19 protein-coding genes are annotated in these 24,381 nt (G+C 40.0%); 10 read left to right on the forward strand and 9 right to left on the reverse strand.

From position 1 onward, the window contains the following. Positions 1–216: 216 nt before the first annotated feature. Positions 217–639: a hypothetical protein gene (locus L3V41_RS13300; RefSeq protein ID WP_237127913.1), complete on the forward strand. Its 423-nt coding sequence runs from the start codon at positions 217–219 to the stop codon at positions 637–639. 97 nt (positions 640–736) lie between these two features. On the opposite strand, the gene L3V41_RS13305 is transcribed toward L3V41_RS13300, so the two are convergent. Further along, positions 737–1,291 carry a hypothetical protein gene (locus L3V41_RS13305; protein WP_237127914.1) on the reverse strand — a complete coding sequence of 185 codons (555 nt, stop codon included), beginning with the start codon at positions 1,289–1,291 and terminating at the stop codon, positions 737–739. A gap of 544 nt (positions 1,292–1,835) precedes the next feature. Between L3V41_RS13305 and L3V41_RS13310 the strand changes: the two genes are divergently transcribed. Next, a complete protein-coding gene (locus L3V41_RS13310) occupies positions 1,836–2,255 on the forward strand; it encodes a hypothetical protein (RefSeq protein ID WP_062569048.1) in 420 nt (139 codons plus the stop codon). A gap of 78 nt (positions 2,256–2,333) precedes the next feature. Here L3V41_RS13310 and L3V41_RS13315 read toward each other — a convergent pair whose 3' ends face one another. After that, positions 2,334–3,104 (reverse strand): amino acid ABC transporter substrate-binding protein, encoded by a 771-nt coding sequence (locus tag L3V41_RS13315; RefSeq protein WP_237127915.1) that lies wholly within the window; start codon positions 3,102–3,104, stop codon positions 2,334–2,336. 79 nt (positions 3,105–3,183) lie between these two features. Continuing rightward, complete coding sequence (gene msrA, locus L3V41_RS13320; RefSeq protein WP_062569046.1) at positions 3,184–4,455, reverse strand: peptide-methionine (S)-S-oxide reductase MsrA; 1,272 nt, start codon at positions 4,453–4,455, stop codon at positions 3,184–3,186. Between the two features lie 156 nt (positions 4,456–4,611). Between msrA and L3V41_RS13325 the strand changes: the two genes are divergently transcribed. The 5 genes from L3V41_RS13325 (at position 4,612) to L3V41_RS13345 (ending at position 11,797) form a co-directional block, all read left to right on the forward strand. Then, a complete protein-coding gene (locus L3V41_RS13325) occupies positions 4,612–6,132 on the forward strand; it encodes a leucyl aminopeptidase (protein ID WP_130149832.1) in 1,521 nt (506 codons plus the stop codon). Positions 6,133–6,264: 132 nt separating this feature from the next. Then, entirely contained in the window at positions 6,265–6,930 is a 666-nt protein-coding gene (pxpB, locus tag L3V41_RS13330; protein WP_062569044.1) for a 5-oxoprolinase subunit PxpB, read from the forward strand. Further along, complete coding sequence (locus L3V41_RS13335) at positions 6,927–7,865, forward strand: biotin-dependent carboxyltransferase family protein (protein WP_237127916.1); 939 nt, start codon at positions 6,927–6,929, stop codon at positions 7,863–7,865. The genes pxpB and L3V41_RS13335 overlap by 4 nt, the downstream gene beginning before the upstream one ends. A 349-nt stretch (positions 7,866–8,214) precedes the next feature. Further along, on the forward strand, positions 8,215–9,882 hold the full coding sequence (asnB, locus tag L3V41_RS13340) for an asparagine synthase B (RefSeq protein WP_193988784.1): 1,668 nt from the start codon (positions 8,215–8,217) through the stop codon (positions 9,880–9,882). Positions 9,883–10,222: 340 nt separating this feature from the next. Continuing rightward, on the forward strand, positions 10,223–11,797 hold the full coding sequence (locus L3V41_RS13345; protein WP_062569041.1) for a BCCT family transporter: 1,575 nt from the start codon (positions 10,223–10,225) through the stop codon (positions 11,795–11,797). A 125-nt stretch (positions 11,798–11,922) separates the two neighbouring features. On the opposite strand, the gene L3V41_RS13350 is transcribed toward L3V41_RS13345, so the two are convergent. From L3V41_RS13350 to L3V41_RS13375, 6 genes are all read right to left on the reverse strand, one after another. Then, complete coding sequence (locus L3V41_RS13350; RefSeq protein ID WP_193988783.1) at positions 11,923–12,630, reverse strand: 3'-5' exonuclease; 708 nt, start codon at positions 12,628–12,630, stop codon at positions 11,923–11,925. After that, positions 12,630–14,528: a DUF294 nucleotidyltransferase-like domain-containing protein gene (locus tag L3V41_RS13355; protein WP_193988782.1), complete on the reverse strand. Its 1,899-nt coding sequence runs from the start codon at positions 14,526–14,528 to the stop codon at positions 12,630–12,632. Before L3V41_RS13355 ends, L3V41_RS13350 begins: the two co-directional genes overlap by 1 nt. 82 nt (positions 14,529–14,610) lie before the next feature. Then, complete coding sequence (locus tag L3V41_RS13360) at positions 14,611–17,688, reverse strand: efflux RND transporter permease subunit (protein ID WP_237127917.1); 3,078 nt, start codon at positions 17,686–17,688, stop codon at positions 14,611–14,613. Continuing rightward, entirely contained in the window at positions 17,688–18,665 is a 978-nt protein-coding gene (locus L3V41_RS13365) for an efflux RND transporter periplasmic adaptor subunit (RefSeq protein WP_237127983.1), read from the reverse strand. The genes L3V41_RS13360 and L3V41_RS13365 overlap by 1 nt, the downstream gene beginning before the upstream one ends. A gap of 316 nt (positions 18,666–18,981) precedes the next feature. After that, positions 18,982–19,614, reverse strand: a complete 633-nt coding sequence (locus L3V41_RS13370) for an outer membrane beta-barrel protein (protein ID WP_062569037.1) — start codon at positions 19,612–19,614, stop codon at positions 18,982–18,984. Between the two features lie 233 nt (positions 19,615–19,847). Next, entirely contained in the window at positions 19,848–20,855 is a 1,008-nt protein-coding gene (locus tag L3V41_RS13375) for a rhodanese-related sulfurtransferase (protein WP_062569036.1), read from the reverse strand. Positions 20,856–21,054: 199 nt separating this feature from the next. Between L3V41_RS13375 and L3V41_RS13380 the strand changes: the two genes are divergently transcribed. From L3V41_RS13380 to L3V41_RS13390, 3 genes are all read left to right on the forward strand, one after another. Continuing rightward, complete coding sequence (locus L3V41_RS13380) at positions 21,055–22,380, forward strand: DEAD/DEAH box helicase (protein ID WP_178927476.1); 1,326 nt, start codon at positions 21,055–21,057, stop codon at positions 22,378–22,380. 2 nt (positions 22,381–22,382) lie between these two features. Beyond that, a complete protein-coding gene (locus L3V41_RS13385) occupies positions 22,383–23,213 on the forward strand; it encodes a S1-like domain-containing RNA-binding protein (protein WP_237127918.1) in 831 nt (276 codons plus the stop codon). Between the two features lie 545 nt (positions 23,214–23,758). Further along, positions 23,759–24,334 (forward strand): hypothetical protein, encoded by a 576-nt coding sequence (locus L3V41_RS13390; RefSeq protein WP_237127919.1) that lies wholly within the window; start codon positions 23,759–23,761, stop codon positions 24,332–24,334. Positions 24,335–24,381: the final 47 nt, after the last annotated feature.

Here is a 24,381-nt window from a genome sequence, read left to right on the forward strand (position 1 = left end):
ATTTAAAAACTCTATACTTTTAATTTACGACAATTAACTTACAACCCTTATAAACTAATACACACAGCGCTTAGTCTTAAATTATTATATTAGACTAAAGTCTATAAGTTAATTTTCTTCATCTATTGAGTGTTTTTTTATCGTTTGTTGAATTTTTTCTACTCAACTAAAGTTCAACTGTCGGCACTGGATACCGATATAACAGAGGAAAAGATTATGTTTAGTACACTTATGAAACGCGTTGTAGTTAGCTCTTTATTAACTTGTTCAGCTATGGCAATGGCTGATCAAAGTGACTATAAATTAATGGTAATTGACCAATCGACACAGGCAAGTGCTGAGGTTAACCGTCAATACGAATTAGCATTTAACCAATGTGCGTTAAGTGTTCAAGCAAAGAATTTTACCGAAGCTGAAGCACTCTGTTCAAAAGCAATCAGTTTACTAAATACAAGCAAAGTACCTGCTTATAAACGCCGTGAATTAACGTCATTTGCTTTAAGCAACCGCGGTGTTGCTCGCATCATGTCTGAAAACGACACAGCGGCACTCTCTGACTTCTACGAAGCAGTACAAATTTCAGGTAACGAGTTAGTAGAACACAACTTAATTCGAGCGAAAAAGAACTTAGCGTTATAAGTTCTCTCAGAATTGTGTTGTCTCAAAACCCACCTTTGGCTGGGTTTTATCGTTTATATACCCATCTTTTTACTTACGGCAAAAATACAATAGCGATTTAAAAGTTAAGCTGACGAAGCTTACCTAAATCCTCCGATAATGCCTGTTTGTAACTTAAATCAAAGTTTTTGAGAAACTGATTAAGGAAATTGATGTTTATCTGATTAGGTTTAAAACTTTGCCCCTTTTCTATATTCGCTATGTGTTTTCTTAGCTTTGCGTCGTCTTTACTCCAAAAAGCGATGTTCCCTAAAACAAAGTCATTCCAATACATTTTTGAATTACTTGAATCTTCATTCGGATCCAATACTTTATTTGCATAAAAGATCGCGTGTTGATAATTACCCGCGAGCCCTTCCATTTGCGCTAAATGCCAAGTTAATGAGCTTTCTTTTGAATTATTATGGGTAATAAAACGTTTAATCAGAATAGCGGCTTCAGTATGACAGCCTGATTTTTCTAACAATCTAAACCCAGCATCATCAGTCTGATCAAATTGCTGGTATGTGAGGTTTAAATCGTCTTTTAATCTTTCTTCAAGGGCAGCTTTACAATCAGCAAACGCAACATTCGATATAAATAAAAATCCAATTGATAAAAGCCCTGTTTTCATAATTCTTTCCTTGTGATTCTCAATATTGGCTTGTTTATGATTCTTTGACAAAAATTTTAATTGTTTTGCTAAACACCGCGGTTCTCATATACAAGCACATTCACTCAGGTTCAGAAGCATTTTCAACTTGTAAATATACAGGTAACGTTGAAATTTAAATGTCACCTTGAAATGCTTTGTCCATAATTTTTAAAAAGCTATTTTTAACAAAGTTATTGACCAATGGCTACTGTTAAAAAGTTATCTCGTTTATCAAAACCTATCTCCATATAAAAATCACAATCTACAGATGCAAATAACGTTTCTATAAATAAGCTTAGGCATAAAAATTTATAAGCACTCAGTCAATGCTTCAGTTGTTAAAAAATACTAGAGTCGACATTACATACTCTCACCCCCACAAAACTCCGAGTTCTGAGCAATTACTCTATAGATTAAATTTCTTCATCTATCAGGTTTAATTTAATCGTTTGTTTAGCTTATAGGAATATTTTAAAGTTCACTCGTTGGCAAGAAACACCAACTTATTCAAAGGAAAACTATCATGTTAAAAACACTTGTAACCACTATTGCACTTAGCTCTTTATTAACTTGCTCAGCGATGGCAGTAGCCGCACAAGCTGATTATAAACTGATGGTAATTGAGCAACCTCAAACCAACGATAATGCAACCAGCCAATACGAAACTGCCTTCAACCGCTGTGCATTAAGCGTTAAAGAAAAGAATTTTTCAGAAGCAGAAAGCCTGTGTACACAAGCAATTTCTCTTCTAAGTACAAGTAAAGTACCAGGTTATAAACGCCGCGAGTTAACATCGTTTGCACTTAGTAACCGAGGTGTTGCACGCATCATGTCCGAAAACGATACAGCCGCGCTTTCTGACTTTTATGAAGCAGTGCAAATTTCTAAAAATGAACTTGTAAACCACAATTTAAGCCGTGCAAAACAAAACTTAGCACTGTAGTTGTAAAGGTTCCCCCAACCAAATTGTTGTCGAAAGCCCGGTTCTTGTGTGTTCTGACCGGGCTTTTTTTCGAGCTGATTAAAGGCCAATATCAAACTGCTGCTTTAAAGCTCTAACTTGGTCACTGTGGGTAGATAGATATAAGTTAAATTGCTCAATAACATCAGGGTATTTAACTGTTGATAGATGGAAACTTTGCACATCTACCGCAAGTTTATCGTGAAAGTACACGGGCACTCTATTTTCAAACTCTTCTCGCATTTTATAGTTCAAAACATCTTTAGATATGTAAATACAATTTACTCGCTTTAAAAGTAATAAAGAAATTAATTCAGTCGTATCAGCCGTCTCCACAACGTCGATCTGCTTTTTCATAAAATGTGATTTATAACTTTGTGATGTAAAGCCTCGAACTTTACCTATCCTGCTACAATCAGAAAGCGTGGTATTTTGTTGCAAACTCGCAATGCCTGTCACTGTATTCAAAATTGATTCTGAGTAAATAATCGGGTTAGGTTTCGAAAATGTATCTTTAAAGGATTTTTGCCACTGCGGATTGTCAGGATATTTAAAATCAATATAGTTTTCGGTAACCAGATCCCTATAAAGACGATTTAAAGGGGCGGGATAAAACTTAACGCTATAACCAAATTCTCGGCTGAATTGTTTAAGCAATTTTTCACTAAATCCAGTGAAGTTAGGCTTCTTACTGTCACTGCCATCGTAATAAGGTAGATACTCTATATTCTCTACACCTATCACGATGGCTTTTAATTCCTTACACACTAATCCATTAGAAAATAAGCACAATTTTAAAATTAACGTATAAATTAGTTTGGTTTTCAACACGAAAAAGTATCTTGTTTCTCCAGTCATAGTTTTAGGATAGGCTATAACTATGGTTTCAACTAATTTTTACTAATAACATTTAACTACGCGGAACAAATTCAAGTACTGTAGCATTAATACAATATCTATCTTGCCCTCTTGGACCTTCCCCCGGAAATAAGTGCCCTAAGTGAATTCCTGAACTTTTCGATTTTAGCTCGATACGCTGCATACCATAGCTATTATCTTCATGCATCGTTACACTATTTTTGACTGGGTGAGTAAAAGACAACCACCCTGTTCCCGAATTAAATCTATCTCGGGTATCAAATAATGGTGCACCACTTAATTTGTCAATAAAAATGCCATCTGGGGTATTTTTAAAAATGTCGTATTCCTTACAAAACGGGCTGTCTGTTCTGGAATGAAATGCCACTCTAAAGGCCTCACTGTCACCCAATTTAAATGCGCCCAATGCTTTGTAAAACTCTTCCTTATTCACATACCCTTGACGACCATAAACTTCTTTACCATCTTCGATAAATAAAAGTGTAGGTGTTGCCCAAGTAGGTGTGTTAATAACCAAGCCAGCAAGTTGATCCGCATGGCGAAAAGTCATAGGGATTGTGCCCTTGTATGCATTAGCAACTTCTTTTTTAAATTTTTCGCAATACGGGCAATAGCCTTTAGCATCAATTACTACAATATGTTTGTTAGCGAGTAAGGCAGTGTTATCTATTTTAGGCTTTTCAGATGGGCTAAATACAACCCCTGTAGAATGATCAGGACAGTAGCCATTCGGGTTTTTCTTTATATAGTCTTGATGATACTCCTCTGCTTTAAAAAACCTATCAAGCGGTTTTATTACCGTTTTAATTTCGCCAAATCCCGCTGATGATAATTTTTTTTGATACGCTTCTTTAAGGCGATTTGCACTAACAAGCTGATTGGAGTTGCTGGTTAGAATAGTCGACCGATATTGTGTGCCAATATCATTGCCCTGCCGATTAAGCTGTGTCGGATCATGACTTTCAAAGTAATGTTTTAAAAGATCTTCTGTGCTTAATTTGTTGCTGTTATAAGTAACTTTGACTACCTCAGCGTAATTGTTTTCATCAAAACGACGAGAGCTACGTGTAATGTTTTTATATGTCGCCTTAAAGCCCTGCCCATCAGCATAACCCGATACCGCATCGAGCACACCGTTGAGGGCTTCATAGCGTTTTTCTGCGCCCCAAAAACAACCCGAACCTAATACTATAGTTTCAATATGTTTAGTTGCATTAGGCAGGTCTTCTTTAGCCAAAACGGGACTGATACTAGCAACTGCACTGACGGTGAACCATGCCACCAATAAAGACTTAATTGTCATACTAATTTACCTCGTCATAGCGTGTGTATTTAATAGACCTAAGAGAAATATAAAATATTTCAACTTAAACGCATCCCATGGGCTATTCACCGCTTAAAATTTAACTCTTTAGTGTTAATAGGGTAAAAAAGCTTTTTTTAACATTGGGATATATAAATGAGAATTGCACATAGCTTATCTGCTCTTGCATTGGGTATAACGCTTGCTACGCAAGTGAATGCAGCAGAGTTCACTTTTAAGCAATCTATTCAAGCTACAGATAACACTTTGGTATTGTTTTTAGACACTGAAACACAAATCGCCAAATTTAACCATTTAGCCTCAGAGACACAAACTCATATTAACAAAGTGATTGATTTTTCAGACTTTGAAGCTAAATATGGTAAAACATTAGAGATCATTGCTCCAAATGGTAGCCAGCATCAACGTATTCTTTTAGTTGGCTTAGGTGAGCAAGCAAAGCTAGATGCAGCTAAAATGGCAAAGCTGGGTGGCAATGTACATGCACAGCTACATAAAGCAAAACAAGAAAACGTCAGCCTTGATTTCTCTACAATCACTGATCAAGAAACTAACGCTAAATACGCTGCAGAGTTTGCCCATGGCGCAAATCTACGTGATCACCGCTTTGAAGTTTACAAAAAAGAAAAAGATAGTCACTTAGTGAGCTACACAGTCGATGTTGAAAATATAGACCAAGCGGTCAAAAACCATACTTTACTGCAACACATAGAAGAAGGCGTATTTTTAGCACGCGACTTAACAAGTGAAGTTGCAACTGAAATGACGCCGGCTGATTTTGCAAAAGCTGCAAAAGAACTTAAAAAGTTAGGTGTCAAAATTTCTATTTTAGAGCCTAAGCAAATCAAAAAGCTTGGTATGGGTGCACTAGAAGCAGTTGGTCGTGGGAGCGAACAAGGTTCACGTTTAGTTGTTGCGCATTATCAAGGTAATAAAAATACACCGATCGCTTTAGTGGGTAAAGGTATTACTTTTGATTCTGGTGGTTATAGTCTAAAAACAGGTGCATCAATAGCCCGCATGAAATCAGATATGGCCGGTGCAGCAGCGGTACTTGGAACGGTTAAAGCAATGGCACTTGCAAAAGCTGATACTAATGTCGTTGCAGTAATGGGCATGGCAGCCAATATGGTGTCACAATTTGCCGTTGCACCTGGCGATGTAGTACGCACAGCCGAAGGTCTAAGCGTAGAAATTGTAAACACCGATGCTGAAGGTCGTTTAGTGCTTAGCGATGCAATGTGGTACGCTCGTGATAAATTTAAACCAAGTATTATGGTTGACGTTGCAACATTAACCGGCTCTAAAATTGGTGCTGTAGGTAATGACTATGCCGCCATTTTCTCTGAGGATGACCAACTAGTAGAACAACTAACTATCGCTGGTAAGCAAGTAAACGAAAATGTATGGCGTTTACCACTAGGCTACGAAGATGCACTAAAGTCTGATATCGCAGACTTAAAAAATATTGGTTCACATGGCCCAGGTGCAACAACAGCAGCAAGCTTCCTGAAAAACTTTGCGGGTGAAACTCGCTGGGTTCACATTGATATTGCCGGAAATGCGCTTAACAGCAAAGCAAAAGATGAGCTTGCTGAAGGCGGCACTGGTTACGGTGTGCGTTTGTTATCTAACTGGCTTCTAAACAACCAGTAACAAAAAGATTGCCTACAACAGCAGGTTGTAGGCAATTAACACTCGATTAAAATACAAAAACTGTATTTACATCAACAAATTCGTGCTTTTATGCTATGTTGCTATGACTAATCACTTTTAAATTGGGATGCAATGACTACATACAGCTCGCCATCGATTACTGTACTTACCACTCACTGCATTTATTTTGATGTAAGTCATTCAGAACAGACAATTCTAGAAACACAAAAAAAGGTCTGGGCTTTAGCACAACTCTGCCAACAATCTGGTGATTTTATTGATGTGGTGCCAGCGAACAATAATCTGACTTTATATTTAAACGATCCTTTAAGACTGCAGTATTGGTTATCAGCTTTGAATGAGCACTGGCTAGAAGTCTCATTATTAAAATTTAACTCTACCCACCATAAGTTACCGACACGGTACGGTGGAGTTCATGGCCCTGATATTAAACATGTTGCACACTATCACAACCTAAGCGTCGATGATGTAGTACAATTACATAGTAGTGGCACCTACCATGTATTATTTTTAGGGTTCCAGCCTGGCTTTGCCTATCTAAGTGGTTTAGATAAAAAGTTATACACACCAAGACGTAGCGATCCTCGTACATCTGTTCCTAAAGGTTCAGTTGCTATTGGCGGTGAACAAACTGGTATCTACCCAGAAACTTCACCAGGTGGCTGGCAAATTATAGGTCACACCGACTTTAAATTATTTGATATTAATGCCCCCTCTCCTTGCGCTTTTGCGCCAGGTGATACCATCGAGTTTACAATCAAGGAGGTGCTATCGTGATCACCGTTGTTAAACCGGGTATGCAAATGTCTATACAAGATCAAGGACGCACAGGTTCGAGACATTTAGGTATTGGTCAATCAGGTTGCATTGACCCATATGCACAAATTATTTGTAACCGATTAGTCGGTAACCCTGATAATTGCCCTGTAATTGAAATCACGCTGGGTCTTGCTGAAATTAAATTCGATAATGATTACTACATTGCCCTACACGGCACGGATATGAAAGCCACAGTCAATGGTAACCCTATTCAACCAGGCTGGAGCTATTACATAAAAAAAGGCGATGTATTAAAGCTTAATGCTGCACGACACGGATTTCGAAGCTACCTTGCTATAGGGGGTATTTGGCAATTACCAACGCCTATATTAGGCTCTTACTCTACCGATTTAACCGCTAAGTTTGGTGGTTTACATGGTAACGCTTTAAATCCTGGCGACAGCATAGACATTACACCACAGTACAAAACCAAAATTGGTTTAGGTGCGATGCTTCCACCAAAAAGTACACACATACGTGTTTATGAAGGCCCTCACAATAAATTACTGTCAGAGCAAAGCATCGACAAGTTTATTAATCATTCATGGCATATTTCGCCGAGTAGTAACCGAATGGGAGCGAGGTTAAGTAGTGATGAATGCAAATTAGAACATGCTTTATCATTACCTTCTATGGCAGTCATGCCTGGTAGTATCCAGTTGCCACCGAGTGGCGAGCCTATTGTTCTTTTAAATGATGCTCAAACAACGGGTGGTTATCCATTACTTGGTACAGTGATTGAGGCTGATTTGAGACACTTTGCCCAATTAAAACCGGGGGATTTTTTACACTTTGAATTCGTCAGTCTAAATGAGGCAACCAAAGCACAACAAAAACTAACTTCTCACCTAAATCAATTAAAAATTGCTCTAGAATATAAAAATAAACAGTAAAATAGTGAGCAGCACACCTCGGTGCTGCTCTATTTATAGATACTTGTATACACAAGATCGTCAGTACAAATTATTTAAGCAGTCTATTGCACAAAACTAGTGCAAAGACTAACTGCAAAATAGCTACTCGCTTTTAAATATAGAGCGATTTCCGATTTATCCATTGTCTATGAGCTTATTGCAAAACAGTTATTGATCATTTTGGTGCAACACCCACCTATTGTGGTGCATATTTTATTCTTAAATATTTAGAAAACCTGTGTGACTTAGGTAATTATTTCTGTTAAAACAAAGGTTCGCAGTTTTAAATTTATGTTAACTGCACACATAATAGGAATGAGGAGTCACTATGTGTTCAATTTTTGGTGTATTAGATATTAAATCTGATCCCACACAATTGCGTGGTCAAGCAATTGAGATGTCAAAACTTTTAAGACACCGCGGGCCTGATTGGTCTGGCGTATATTCGTCTGATAAAGCGATTTTAGTTCATGAACGCCTTGCTATTGTCGGTGTATCAAGTGGTGCCCAACCACTGTATAACCCTGAACGTACTAATATACTTGCTGTTAATGGTGAAATTTATAACCACAAAGAATTAGCTGCAAATCTAGAAACCGATTTTACTTTTCAAACGCAATCAGACTGTGAAGTCATATTGGCTTTATACAAGCAGAAAGGTCCTGAATTTTTAGACGACTTAAATGGTATTTTTGCGTTTTGTTTATACGACGAAGAGCAAGATGCCTACTTAATAGGCCGTGACCATATCGGTATTATTCCACTTTATACGGGTCATGATGAGCATGGTAACTTTTATGTAGCCTCAGAATTAAAAGCACTTTCGCCAATTTGTAAACACATTGAAGAGTTCCCTCCTGGGCACTTCTTATGGAGCAAAGATGGTCAATTACGAAAATACTACGCCCGCGATTGGCAAAGCTATGATGCAGTAAAAGACAACGATGCTAAAGTTAGTGATGTAAAACAAGGGTTAGAAGCGGCTGTTAAACGCCAATTAATGTGTGATGTACCTTATGGTGTATTACTATCTGGTGGTTTAGATTCATCGGTTATTTCTGCTATAACGCAACGTTTTGCTGCAAAACGGATTGAAGATAACGACGAATCTGATGCATGGTGGCCAAAGCTTCATTCATTTTCGGTTGGGCTTGAAGGTTCACCTGACTTAGCTGCGGCACAAAAAGTAGCTGATATGATTGGCACGGTTCACCACCCTATTCACTTTACGATACAAGAAGGTATTGATGCACTACGTGAAGTGATTTATCACATCGAAACGTATGACGTAACCACCATCCGCGCCTCAACGCCAATGTATTTAATGGCACGCCAAATCAAAGCCATGGGTATTAAAATGGTATTATCGGGTGAAGGTGCTGACGAATTATTTGGTGGTTATTTATACTTCCATAAAGCACCAAATGCGCAAGAGTTCCATGAAGAGCTTAACCGTAAAGTGTCTAAGCTTCATATGTTTGACTGCTTACGTGCTAATAAATCAATGGCTGCATGGGGTGTTGAAGCACGTGTACCGTTCTTAGACAAAGAGTTTGTTGATGTCGCAATGCGTATCAACCCTGAAGCAAAAATGTGTAAAGACGGCAAAATCGAAAAACACATTATTCGTGAAGCATTCGACGGCTACCTACCAGATGAAGTACTGTGGCGTCAAAAAGAGCAATTTTCTGATGGCGTGGGTTATAACTGGATTGATACTTTAAAAGAGTATGTGAACGAGCAAGTAAGCGACCAAGATCTGGCTAATGCAAAATACAAATACCCAATTAATACGCCTGATTCTAAAGAAGCCTATTTCTATCGTAGTATTTTTGAAGAACACTTCCCAGGTGATGCCGCCGCTAAATGTGTTCCTCATGGAAAGTCTGTTGCATGTTCAACACCTGAAGCTCTAGCTTGGGATGAATCATTCCAAAACAATGCAGATCCTTCTGGTCGTGCTGCTGGCGTTCACAACGACGCGTATAAAAAATAAGCTTTTAATATTATGCTGCAAGTTCCGCTTGCAGCTATTTAATCAATGTAACAATCTAGCATCTCAAAAATTTCACTGTCATCAAATAATTACCTATCTACACCACAACTGTTTAAATTACATTCAAATGAGCTAAAAAACTGTATTTATTCGGATATTTAGGGACAAAAGCATTTACATTTGTGTACGACCTCCTACACTAAAGATTAATCATGGGCACTATTATGATTAGTATTCAAACTATTTTTAAATTTCGAACGTAAAAATACTGATATAGCTAATTTGTGTGCCTACCGGCCGTTTAGCTATCTGCTAAATAAAATTACAACAAGAGGTATTCATGAGCGAACATCATGACAAGTACAGTATCGACAATACAGATTACACTGTCGGTCAGGACAATGTACAAAAATGGGGCTTTGATGTGCATAACCCCGTGTTTGGTATTAGTGCAGGCTTAATTGCGCTATTTTTAGTGGCTACACTCATTTCTGACGCAGAAACCGCTAAATTAACCCTTAACGGCATTAAGAATGACATTATTAATAATTTTGATGGCTTTTTTATGTGGTCAGCAAACTTATTCGTATTGTTTTGCTTGGCGTTAATTGTGTCTCCTTACGGTAATATCCGCCTTGGTGGCAAAGAAGCGCGACCAACCCACTCTCGTATTTCATGGCTGGCAATGCTATTTGCAGCAGGTATGGGTATTGGCTTAATGTTTTGGGGTGTAGCTGAGCCCGTTGCCTATTTTACAGGCTGGTATGAAACACCACTCGGCGTTGAAGCTAACACGCCAGAAGCTGCCAAACTAGCAATGGGTGCAACTATGTTCCATTGGGGTTTACACCCTTGGGCAATTTACGCGGTGGTTTCACTTTCACTCGCATTCTTTTGTTATAACAAAGGCCTGCCGTTATCTATTCGCTCGATTTTTTACCCTATTTTAGGTGACAAAGCGTGGGGCTGGCCTGGTCACCTTATTGACATTCTGGCTGTGCTTGCAACCTTATTTGGTCTAGCGACCTCACTTGGTTTAGGTGCACAACAAGCTGCTGCTGGTATTAATCATGTATTTGGAACCGATGGCGGCATTGGCTTACAAATTGGCGTTATTGTTGGTGTGACTTTACTTGCTGTGATTTCTGTCGTTCGCGGTATCGACGGTGGTGTAAAACTACTTAGTAATGTAAACATGATTATCGCTTTTGTATTACTCGTGTTTGTTGCACTTGTTGGTTTTTCTGCAGCATTTGGCAACCTTTCTAATACAGTAATGGGTTATGTCGAAAACATTATTCCACTGAGTAACCCGCATGGCCGTGAAGATGAAACCTGGATGCACGGTTGGACTGTATTCTACTGGGCTTGGTGGATTTCATGGTCACCGTTTGTAGGTATGTTCATTGCGCGCGTATCTGAAGGACGTACAATTCGTGAGTTCTTAATTGCTGTATTACTCGTGCCTACCGTTGTTACTATCTTCTGGATGTCAATTTATGGCGGTATCGCAATTGAGCAAGTGGTGGATAAAGTGGGTGTACTAGGAGAAAAAGGCTTAACCGATGTACCACTGGCTATGTTCCAAATGTTTGAAGCTTTACCTATGTCACAAGTGCTTTCATTCATTGCAATTGTGCTGGTACTCGTGTTCTTTATCACTTCGTCTGATTCAGGTTCACTCGTTATCGATTCGATTACCGCAGGCGGTAAGGTCGATGCGCCTGTGCCACAGCGCATTTTCTGGGCGACCATTGAAGGTGCAATTGCTGCTGCTCTAGTTTGGATTGGCGGCACGCAAGCTATCGAGGCATTACAAGCTGGCGCTGTATCGACTGGCTTACCTTTCACATTTGTATTGCTGCTTATGTGTGTGAGCTTGCTGCTTGGTTTAAAAACTGAGCCAAGAAACTAATCGATTAAACATTTAAAAAACGCCGCATCTGCGGCGTTTTTTAAATAAACTGTTCTATTAATACGTTTTCAGAATTGCTGCTTAATGTTTGTATACTTCCCCACCACCATCTCAGTCTCGTTAGTTTAAACAATCAATTCGCTTAATGGGGTATCGGGGCGATAATGATATGCGATTTGAGCTTGCAATAACTCTGCTGTCGCGATCGCATCATTGAGTGCATTATGATTTTGATAAACGGGTAGAGAGTAGCGAGATCGTGAATCAGCTAAACGCACAGAACCGAGCTTTGTATTTAATAATCGTCCTAATAGGCCTTGCTTTGCTTTGAGTGCTCTTCTCTCCAACTCAAGCGTGTCTATCACTGCAAATTCGAGACCTTCGCCTAATCGTGCTTTAAGCGCTTGAAATAGAAAGTGCCGTTCAATAGGCGCAAAATGCACAACAATCAGCTTGCCTTGCAAAGCATCAAGCAGCGGTTCCATAATCGATGTAAAGTCAGGAGCTTCGCTTACCTCTGAATGAGTTATGCCATGAATAACAATAGACTCTTCAGCGAGTTTTTGTCTTGGTTGCACGACCCAATGCTGACTATGTTTACAAAAAATACGCCTTACATTAAATGGCACTAACCCGACACTGACAATATCATCTTTATCAAAATTTAGACCGGTCGTCTCAAAGTCTAACGCAACCAATGGTACTTCACTAATCGGTAAGCTGCCATTTGATATAGTCGACTGGTAAAAATGTTTAATTAATGGATGCGTACTTTTTTCAGCTAACTGCTCATAGCGCTTAGGCCAATCAAATTTTGAAGGGTGAACGGCCATTATTTCATTCCTGAATTGGCAGAGTAGCGAAATTTTAAGAAGTTTTGCGCTTTATCTAAAATAGCGAACGCCTCTTTTAAGTTTCGCTGCTCAAAAGGGGATAGCAAATGTGGCTCTAAATCGTTATCAGGTTCTTCATCGAGCATTTCAATTTGCCAAGCTTGATGTCGAATGCGGATCATAGCGATATATTCAAGGGCATCTCGTAAGTCTTGCGCTTTGCCTTCGGGAAGAAGCTTTGCATCGATAATGTCTTCAAGACGCTCAAATGAATTTTGCTTTCGACTACCAATTGCCAGTGCGTGTACACGTATAACATCAGACAAAGGTGCTGTCCCACGGCGTTTCAAATTCATAGAACGCTTGTGCTGACCATTGTGCTCTAAAACGAAATCTTTAAAAAAGCCTAGCGGTGGGGTTCGGTTACGCGCATTCGCTGCCATATTGGCTAAGAATCGTTTATTGCTACGCCCTTCTTTTGCAATAAAACGTTTTAATTCATCAGCCCATTTGGTTTTGCCGTAAACGCCGTCCAAATCAAAAAAGATTGAACTGTGTAATAAAGCTTGAGGCTTAGGCTCTGCTATCCAGCCTGCAAATTGTTCTTGCCATTGTTCTCGTGTTAAACGCCACTTTTTAAATGACGCCATAATTTCACCGTCGCAGTACTTATAACCACACTCAGCCAAGCCATCACAGACAAAATCAGCGAGCTTTTGGAAATAATCATCGTGCATAGACTCATCAAAACTATTATCAAGAATAATGGCATTGTCTTGGTCGGTCACAATTAACTGCTCATCTCGGGCCATAGACCCTAATGCGATAAAACAATACGGAACAGGCGGTGGGCCAAATTGCTCTTCAGCTAAATCAAGCAAGCGCTGTTTAAATGTGCGCCCTATTACGGCCATTGCCGTGCCAATCATGTGTGAATTAGCATCTTCATTCACCATACGCACAAACACATTAGGAAGTTGCCTTGCATAATGTGCTAAATCTTCCACCGATTGCTGCGCTAAGATACCGCGCACTAATAACAAGCTACTTTGCGACTCGTAACGTAAAATATCGGATAATGAAATAACACCTATAGGCTTTTTCTTCACCACTATGGGGAGATGATGAATATTGTCTCTAAGCATGGCGAGAACAGCTTCAAATACATACGCATTGCTATCAAGGAGTAGTAAATCTGTTTGCATTATTTGCTGAGCATGTGACTCATAACTCAGCCCTTTAGCAATTACACTTGAGCGTAAGTCTCTGTCGGTAATGATCCCCACTACTTGACCGTCATCATCATCGGGGTCATCACTAATAGGTTTGTCTGCGTCAGTAACTAGAACAGAGGAAACCGACTCTTGTGTCATTACCTGCGCCACCATTTGAACTGTCGCATCTTTGGCAACCGTGACAACATCACGATGCAATAAAGATTTTACCTTAGCTGTGGTTAAATCGTTACTATCAGCTTGCTCAACGATTGCTTGATGTAAACGCACATTACCGTCGGCTTCAAAAAAATCCGCAAAGGCATCAAACTGGTCACAATACTGATTAAATAACTCTACATTGATACAATAAACAAGTGTGTCTTCAAGTGCTTTTGCTGGAAACCGAACTTTACGATTCATTAGCAAACCCATTTGCCCAAAAATACCGCCAATAGTTAAACGGTTATACAAGTCTCCGTCACGACGATACATTTCAACCGCACCGGTACGAATAACGTATAAATCAGCGATATCTTCGCCATAATTTAATATTTGTGTACCTGCGCGAAAATAAGCAATTTCAACTTGTGATGCGAGTTTATTAATGGCCTCATCAGGGAGATCATCAAAAGGAGCATGATCTTTCAAAAATTGGGCAATATCGATGTGTTCGGCTTGCATATGCGTACCTAGTTAGAAACTTTTTCTTGATTGTGAGCGTAATCGGCTATTTTTTCAAAGAAAAATAGCCGATTTTAATGAATTAAGCTTTTTCAAGCTCATCGGCAAGTAGTTTAGACTCATCCCCTCTTGGTTTAGTAAAGCGCGCTAAACCGAGGTAAATAACAGGGGTTAAATAAAGCGTAAATAACACAGCAAGGGCTAAACCTCCAAATACAACCCAGCCTATTGCATTTCGTGCTTCGGCTCCGGCCCCGGTTGAAAGAATGAGCGGTAAAGCACCCAGTAAAGTTGAAACCAATGTCATGGCAATAGGTCGTAAACGCACCAAAGCGGCTTCTTCAACTGCAACTCTAACAGAGCGGCCTTGATCCCGTAACTGGTCAGCAAACTCCACCAATAATATCGCATTTTTAGCAATCAAACCAATTAACATCACAAGGCCTATTTGTGAGTAAATGTTCAATGAGGTACCCGTTAAATACAGGGCTAATATTGCCGATGTAATACCGAACGGTACGGTTATCATTACCACTATGGCACTATTAACGCTCTCAAACTGGGCTGCCAACACCAGTAACACAATTAAGAATGCTAAAACGTAGGTTACAAGTACTTCATTGGCGGTTTCTTCAAAGGTAAGGGCTTCACCTTTAAACGCGAGACTAATACCACTTGGTAAACTTTGCTGAGAAATTTCACGAATTTTAGTTACCAGCTCAGCGATTGTCACATCCTCAGGTAACTCCATGCTTAGCTCAATAGCTCTTCGCTGTGCATGACGCTCAAGCTCTGCAGCAACCCCTTCTTCCGTAATAGTTGCGACGCTGCTAAGTGGCACCAGCTCCCCATCGCGCGTGCCAACATAGAGATTAGCTAAATCGCCAGGGTTCGTTATTGTTTGGTTTTGAGCTTGCAGCATGATTGGGATTGATTGATCACCAATGTTTAAATCGGCGATATCATCACCATTGATTGCCGCTCGAAGCGTCACTGATATATCACTGAGCGATACCCCTAGCTCTTCAGCGCGGCGCCTATCAATATTAACCCGCAATTGTGGCTGCGATGGCTGATACGAAATACGCACAGGGGCAACAGCTGGCATCGCTTTTTCAATTTCAGCAGAGAAGTCTTGTGCGGCTTTAAATATCTCTAAATAGTCTTGGCCAAGTAGTGCAAGCTCGATTCCCCCACCTTGACCACGTAAGTTCAAGCTATTTGAGCCACCAGGATAACCCGCAGCTCCTGGAATATTACCTAATGGTTCGCGAATTTTATCAATAATCTCTTGCTGACTAAAATGACGTTCATCCCAATGCTTTAACGGTACTGTAATGAATACGATGTTAGGATCCCACTGCCCAACCACAGTGTAAATTGACTCAATTTCTCCGCTTTCAACATACGGTAATAAAATATCTTCCATCTGCACGGCTTGCCTATCCATAAAATTAAGGCCAACACCATCTGGGCCACGGGCAAAAATCCGAATTTTGCCGCGATCCTCTGTTGGTAATAACTCATTATCTAAATTGAAATAAAGTGCACCAGAGCCTACTGCAACCAATAAACACGCAAAAAATGTTAACCATGCATGTTCAAGCACACCATGAATAGAGCGTTTATAAATCGCTGCTAAACCATGTCCCAATTTAGCGAAAGGATGAAAACCACCTTGCTTTAATTTCAGCTTAGAGGTCAATGCTGGTACTAATGAAAGGGCTACAAAGCTGGAAATAATCACTGCACCGGCTAGTACCCCACCAAATTCTCTAAACAGTCGCCCTGCTGTTGAAGGTAAAAAGGCGATAGGCACAAATACTGCTGCAAGTACTGCGGTCGTTGCCACTACTGCAAAAAAAACTTCACGGGTGCCAATAACCGCTGCTGCACGTCTGCCCAACCCTAAACCACGCTGACGCTGTATGTTTTCACTCACCACAATCGCATCATCAACAATTAGGCCTGTTGCTAACACTAACGCCAGTAAAGTTAAAATATTAATCGAAAAACCAAGTGCCCAAATAAGCGCGAGCGATCCAATTAATGCCACAGGTATTGCAAAGGCAGGAACAAGGGTTGCTCGCCATGAGCCAATAAACACCCACAGCGTAATCACCACCAGCAACACTGTCAGTAATAAAGAGTTGATAACCTCATCAACGGAGCTTCTAATAAACTGTGCGTCATCAGAGGTAAGCGTAAATTCCATTTCAGGAAAACGTTCGCGCATTCCTTCAATTAAGCTAAGAACTTCATCAGATATTTCGATAGTATTTGACTGTGCTTGGCGAATAATTTCCATACCAATCACAGGCGTGCCATTGAGTCTTACGAATGAACGTGGATCTGCAGGGCCAAAATACACCGCAGCGACATCACCAATTCGAGTATCATCACGAACAATAATATCGGCTACTTGCTCAGCAGAAATAGATGTTGCATCGGCACGCACAATCACTTGTTGATCGCTCGACTTTAAACTTCCCGCTGGTACGTCAAAAGGCGCTTGGCGAAGCACGTTAGCAATATCAGGCACAGTTAGATTAAAGCTACTCAGTTTAAGTGGGTCTATTCGAACACGTAATACACGTTCGCGGTCGCCGTTTAAGCGTACATCAGCAACCCCTGGAATAGTTAAAAACTGCGGTGCTAAATCGACATCAACGCGCTCTGTTAACGCCTCAAGTGACAAGCTTTCGCTTGATACCGTTAACGATACAACCGCTTCGGCATCGTTATCGGCTTTTATTATAGATACACGTTCAACCTCATCAGGTAGTTCACGCTGAACACGCGCGACTGATTCTCGAGTTTCATTTGCTGCATCGTCTAAATTTATGCCAGGTCGAAACTCAACCACAATGCGAGCGTTATTCTCTTCACTTTGCGCGCGAATCGACTTTACGCCACTTACCCTTGCTACAGCTCCTTCAAGCTTACTGGTTACTTCGGTATCTACAGTTTCGGGTGAGCCACCAGGAAATGAGGCTGAAACAGTAATTCGAGGTCTATCCACGTCAGGTAATTCACGAACTTCAACACCTGCTATCGCTGCAATACCAGCAATGATGATCAACAAATTCAGCACCACAATTAATACTGGCCGACGTATTGCCATTGATGGTAAATCTTCCATCATAGGTTGCTGTTTCATTATTGCTCCTTGGCCAGTTTAATATCATTAATATGAACTAACTCTTGGCCAGGACGTAAACGCTGAACACCTTCAGTTACGAGTAAATCACCTTGTTTTAATCCACCGGACACGAGTAAACGCCCTGCTAATCGCTGTTCAATTTTGACATCAACACGGGTTGCTTTATTATCAGCGCTTTTCCACACATAAGGACCAGCAGCGCCCCACATCATGGCAGCTTCAGGTACTACAGCGAAATCTTCACCAAGTATATTTATATGGACTCGAAAGCTCATCCCCGGCATAAACTGCTTGGCTGAGTTATCAAGTTTTGCTTTCGTTCTTAAAGTGCGCGTTTGTCCATTTATACGCGAATCTAATTGTGCAATTTTTGCCTCGTAAGCTTTCTCGCTAAGCCAAGGAGTCACTTCCACACTGCCTTTGTTACGCAATACATTAACAGCGGCCTCTGGCGCATTAAAGTTAATATAAAGCTCAGTAGTGTCATCAATTGTTGCAATAGCTGTTTGGGTGGTGATCCTATCGCCTACTTCAACATCGGTAAGGCCCATCACGCCACTAAATGGGGCACGCACTTGACGGTCTTCTAATTCAGTTTCAGCCTGAGTTAACTTAACTTTAGCCAGTTCAAATAAGGTTTTAGCATCATCTAGATCACTTTGTGGAACGGCACCTCTGGCATGACTTTCAACCAATCGCTTCATAGTGCGCTCAGTATCTTGTAATGTAATTCGAGCTTCGGTAAGGGCTGCTTTTTGACGGCGAGAATCTAACTCGAGCAACAATTCACCTTTTTCGACATTATCTCCTGGTTTGAAATGTACATGGGTGACTCTATCCCCTACAGCAGGATAAAGTGTTACTGAATGAATTGCCTCAGCGTTACCAACCGCTTTTATTTGCTGTTTTGTTTGTTCTAATGTAACAGGTTGTACGACAACATTTGCTGCATGCGCTACTGTTATAAAGCTAATACAGGCTAAAAATGTCCATGATTGAAATCTGCCAAGCTTCAAAATTTCACCTAAATAAGAATCGTTTTAATTGTTACGAAGTGTAACAGCTTTGTGATCAATAAGAAGATATGTTCGATTAATAGCAGTTCAGTGCGGCTAATGTCATTATAAAGACTGGTTAGGCTTATTAATCAAGGGCTGCAAGCAAAATATTATTAGCTAATTGATATAGCGCTGGTACTGAGTAAAGAGTAATAATGAGAAGTGAGTAGTATGGCAATGGCTACTCACTTTTTAAATAAATCGAGCGACTAGATGTTTACCTTGGTAACTGTTAAAACCTAAACATAAGCGATGCCACGATTGTTTGTGTTGAGATATCGGCTATGTCTGTTTTTTCATAGTCGATTGTAACCGCTACGTTATCACTAAAACCATAGCCAACACCAAAGCCCGTTAACAAGGATACTCCGGTATCACTTTTTTCAACCACGCTATAAGATTCTGCTGATTCTTGTAAGTAGCTAAAATCATTGTCCCAGACGTACGCACCAGCGTGTGCTCTTAGGAAAAAACTCCCCGTAATTGGGTAAGTGGCAATAATTCGTGTATCAAAGGAAAGTGTTTTAAAATCTCCTTCGTACACAGTTTCCTTGGTCGGTTCATTTTTATTATTGACCGTATCACGATAAATATTAAAGTTTGCCTCCCCAGGTAAACCGAGCCCCACTTCAACGGCAAAAAATTGGTTAAACTGATAACCATAAAAACCCCTAAAGCCTTTACCTGACTGCTCATCACTGTAATTTAGTGGTGCGAAGGAATCTTGCTCTATCGAAGGGATAAAATTAATATCGTAATTATTATTTTGTAGCGCCAAACCAAAGTAGCTGAATTCATTATTAGAATTGGCATGCGACAGTAACGGCATTAGGCATAGTGCCGCTGTTGTAAGCTTAAGTTTCATAGATATCCTTCTCTTTTTGTTCCAACATTTTTAAATAACTAGCCAAGCTAATAAGCTATATTCAGCGAATTAAAACTCTGTATAAAATATTTGAAAATTAGTTGGTTGTATAAAATTTTTCAAAAGCGGCGCTAATGTACACCACTAAGGAACAACATTAAAGTTTTCACTATTATTAAACGCAAAAAACCCCAGACAATGCTGGGGTTTCTATCAATTCATAAAGCTAAAAATTACTGTTGGCGCTGTGCTTCTTTTTGCGCTTTTTTCGCTTCTTTACGCTTACGAAGTACTTCTTGCGCTTCGTTACCAATGTGACCTTCGCCACGCGCTTGTGCTAATTCAATTTGCTTTTGGCGCTCAGCAAAACGAGCACGTTGCTCTTCTGTTAGGCTGTCGTGACAGTGATGGCACGAAACACCTTCCATGTATTCAGGCTTTTGCTTTTCTTCTTCAGTGATTGGCATACGACACGCGTGACATTGGTCGTAAGAACCTTTTTGTAAATCGTGATTTACCGCAACACGGTTATCGAAAACAAAACACTCACCTTCCCACATGGTTTCTTCTTTTGGTACTTCTTCTAAGTACTTAAGAATACCGCCTTCTAGGTGGAACACTTCGTCAAAACCTTGCTCTTTCATATACGCAGTTGATTTTTCACAGCGGATACCACCGGTACAGAACATAGCCACTTTTTTGTGCTTTTCAGGGTCTAGGTTTTCTTTCGCCCACGCAGGGAATTCACGGAATGTTTTGGTGTTTGGATCAACCGCATTTTGAAAAGTACCGATCTCGATTTCGTAATCATTTCGCGTATCGATAAGAATCACTTCAGGGTCTGAAATTAACGCATTCCAATCCGCTGGTTTTACGTATGTACCCACAACTTCACGCGGGTCGATACCTTCAACACCCATAGTGACGATTTCTTTTTTCAGCTTTACCTTAGTACGGTAGAACGGGCATTCGTCATCGTATGACTCTTTAGTGACAATGTTGTCTAGGTTTGGTTGTGAATCTAACCATGCAAGTAGGTTATCGATACCTTCACGTTTAGCAGAAACAGTACCGTTAATACCTTCGGCCGCAAGTAACAAAGTACCGCGTACTTCATTGTCTTCCATTACTTTAAGTAGTGGTTGGCGAATCGCTTCAAAATTAGGAAGGGCTACAAATTTGTAAAGTGCGCAAACAACAAAGTGCTCGCTAGTTACATTGTCTTTATGAACAGCAGTCATGGTGTTACCTTTTGCCTTAAATGCCCATGTGGGGCGTTAACCGAATCGCAAATCCGGCGCATTGAGGGCGAGTATTTTACGCGAATTAGCGATAATTGCAAAAACTGATGCGAAATAGCTGTGTTTTTACTGTCTCCAAGTGAGGCAAGTGCGTTATAATGAACAGGATTTACAAATTTTGCTCATCGGAGATTACGCATTGCATTTTACTGAACTTGGGATTGATACACGCCTCGAAAAACAACTTGCGCATCAAGGCATCACCCAGCCCACTGACATTCAAGCTCACGCGGTACCAACAGCTATCGCAGGCCATGATATTTTTGCACAGTCAAAAACAGGATCGGGCAAAACGCTGGCGTTTTTATTACCTGCTGTACAACGTGTAATGAAACAAAAAGCTCTCAGTAAACGCGACCCTCGCGTTTTAATCGTTGCGCCTACCCGCGAATTAGCAACCCAAGTATACAGCCAATTAAGGTTATTAATTGCTGGCACAAACATTAGTGCTGTAAAAGTACTCGGTGGTGAAAACTTTAATGACCAAATTAAAGCACTTCGTAAAGACCCACATTTTGTGGTGGCAACTCCGGGGCGTTTAGCTGACCATTTAAGTCAACGCTCATTACAGCTTTCAGGCTTAGAGCTTTTAATTTTTGATGAAGCTGACCGTATTTTAGATTTAGGCTTTACCGAGCAAGTTAAAATGATCAACGAGCTTGCTGATCACCGTTTACGCCAAACGTTATTGTTTTCAGCAACCCTTGACCATGCACAAGTTGATGCCCTGTCACGTAACTTATTACGTTCACCAAAACAAATTTTATTAAGTGCTTCTAACGAGCAACATAGTGACATTACTCAGCAGCTTTATTTAGCTGATCACTTAGATCATAAAGAAGCCCTACTTGAGCACTTTGTAAAACAAGACAATGTTGGTCAGTGTATTATTTTCACCGCAACACGAGCTGACACCCAACGCTTGAGTCAGTTGTTAAATGATAAAGGCTTTAAAGCACAAGCACTCGCGGGTGACTTAACTCAGGCTAAACGCCTTGAAATCATGGATGCCTTTAGCCGTGAAAACTTCAAAATTTTGATCACTACCGATGTTGCATCACGTGGTCTTGATTTATTAAGCGTGACCCACGTAATTAACTTTGACCTACCAAAACATGCTGAAGAGTATGTGCACCGTATTGGTCGTACTGGTCGCGCAGGCTTTAAAGGCACTGCTATTTCGTTAGTGGGCCCGAAAGATTGGCCAAGCTACAAAGCAATTAAAGCATTTTTAAATGATGAATTAAGCTTTTTCACCGTTGACGGCCTTGTTGGTAAATTTAAAGGTCTACGTGAGAAAAAACCAAACACAGTTTGGAAAAAAGCAGAGAAAAAAGTGGCTGCTAAACCTGCAAAACCAAAACGCAAAGCAGCCCCTAAGAAGCCTAAAGCCCCTATTCAAGCACCAATTGATGTAGATGGTTTTGCTCCAATGCGCCGTAAGAAAAAGCCAGAACAGGAATAATAATGAGTATTTTAGGAACCACACAAACCCTTTTCGTTAACGAAATATCTAACGAAGGTGCTTATTTAGATGGCCGTGATTTAGGCGAAGTATTCTTACCAAGCAAAGAAATTGATTACGAACTAGAAGCTGGCGACAGCGTGCAAGTATTCATTTACTTAGATCACGCAGGTCACCCAACAGGCACCACAAAAAAACCATTGGCTGAGGTAGGCGAATTTGCCCTACTACGTGTTAAAGCGATTAATAGCACCGGTGCGTTTATGGATTGGGGCCTCGAAAAAGACGTACTAGCACCATACAACGAACAAAAGCCAAAAATGAAAGACGGCTTTTCGTATCTTGTACGTTTGTACCTAGATAACGCCAGCCAACGTATTTGTGCATCAAGCAACTTTAATAAGTTTTTATCGAAAGAAGAACCAACTTACGCAACGATGGAAGAAGTTGATTTAATCGTTGCCGGTAAAACAGACCTTGGCTACAAAGTACTTGTAAACGAAGCCCACATTGGTGTGGTTTATTACAACACCGTATTTAAAAAGCTATTTGTTGGTCAGCGCTTAAAAGGCTTTATTCAAAAAGTACGTGAAGATGGCAAAATCGACGTACTACTTGAAAAGCCAGGCATGGGCAAAGTAAACGACTTAGGCGAAAAAATCCTAGACAAATTAAAAGCCGAAGGCGGTGTACTTCACCTAGGTGACAAATCTGACCCAGAAGCAATTAGAAAGACGTTTTCGACCAGTAAAGCAAACTACAAAAAAGCCATAGGTGGTTTGTTTAAGCAAGGTTTGATTGACATTGAAGCGACGTCGATAAGATTGAAGTAAGTTGCGAGATAACAAGATAGTGAATTATTTAAAGAGTAAGGTGAAAGCTTTACTCTTTTTTTATTCTTAGTAGTTTTATAGTTTTAACGTACGGGTGCCGTAAATTTTCTAACGCTATTTTGAGAATTTTTCATTTAGAAGTGAAAGTCGGTATTGTTCCATAAGCAGCCTTTCCGGATTAACTCATTTCTGCCCCAAAATGAGTTAACGTAATAACTCTATAGGTTGGCTTTGAGCTATCAGTTTTCTAATGCTATTGGCTCTATTCCATTAATCTGATATTCCACTAACTTTTATGTCATCACCAATACAAATGACTGTGTGAAGATACAGCTCAGTTCTTATGCTCCCTTATTCAAGAAAATGAGCGACGAGCGCACTTTCTTTTTTCTGAATCTCTTCAGCGTCAATAAACAATTATAGTTGGCAATACATTACGTTATTTGTTAAAAATATATTTACTAATACTTGAGCGTGACATCGGCAGAAAGGTACACGACGCGCGCACTGTAAAATTGTTATAGCGCAGGGAGCGCCTATCCAGAATGGCATTACAAGATAGCAATGCAGAAAGAAGAAATTTAACGGTACTTTCCGTTAGTATTATTATTTATTTTTTGGCGGATGGGGCGTTAATTAATGATATCGTTAGACTTCAGATTATAAATGTTGAATTTCAACAGCCAGAAATATTAGCATATTTTGTTTGGGGACTTTTAATTTGGTTCTGCTTTAGATATTGGCTTCAAAATAAAAGCTCATGGAGAGAGCCACTAATATCTGATTTAACTAGCAGCGATAGTTGTTCACCCATTTATTACAATCACCTTGTTAAAAGGTTTGGTCTAGGGGACGATTACTCCTTGTCTACTTTTGATGACCGACACTGGGTAAAATTGTCAAAAAAGCAAAGTGGTTTCGTATCCTTTCAACATGTATATAAAGAGGACTCAGGAAAACAGAAAATTGACACTTTGCCCGTTGAAACTTTTTCAGATCGTATAATTATCATTCGTTGCATAGTCGATTTATTCTTTAAACAACCTACACTTTCAGGTTATTTTGTTCCTTACTTTTTATTTATGTGGGCTATATGCTTGGGTGTTAAATCTGCGCTATAACAAGTTACTCAAAAGGACGCAAAACGCTTGGCTTGCACTCCTTCGTC

The sequence above is a fragment of the Pseudoalteromonas sp. L21 genome (assembly GCF_021728035.1).
GTDB classification, from domain to species: Bacteria; Pseudomonadota; Gammaproteobacteria; order Enterobacterales; family Alteromonadaceae; genus Pseudoalteromonas; species Pseudoalteromonas arabiensis.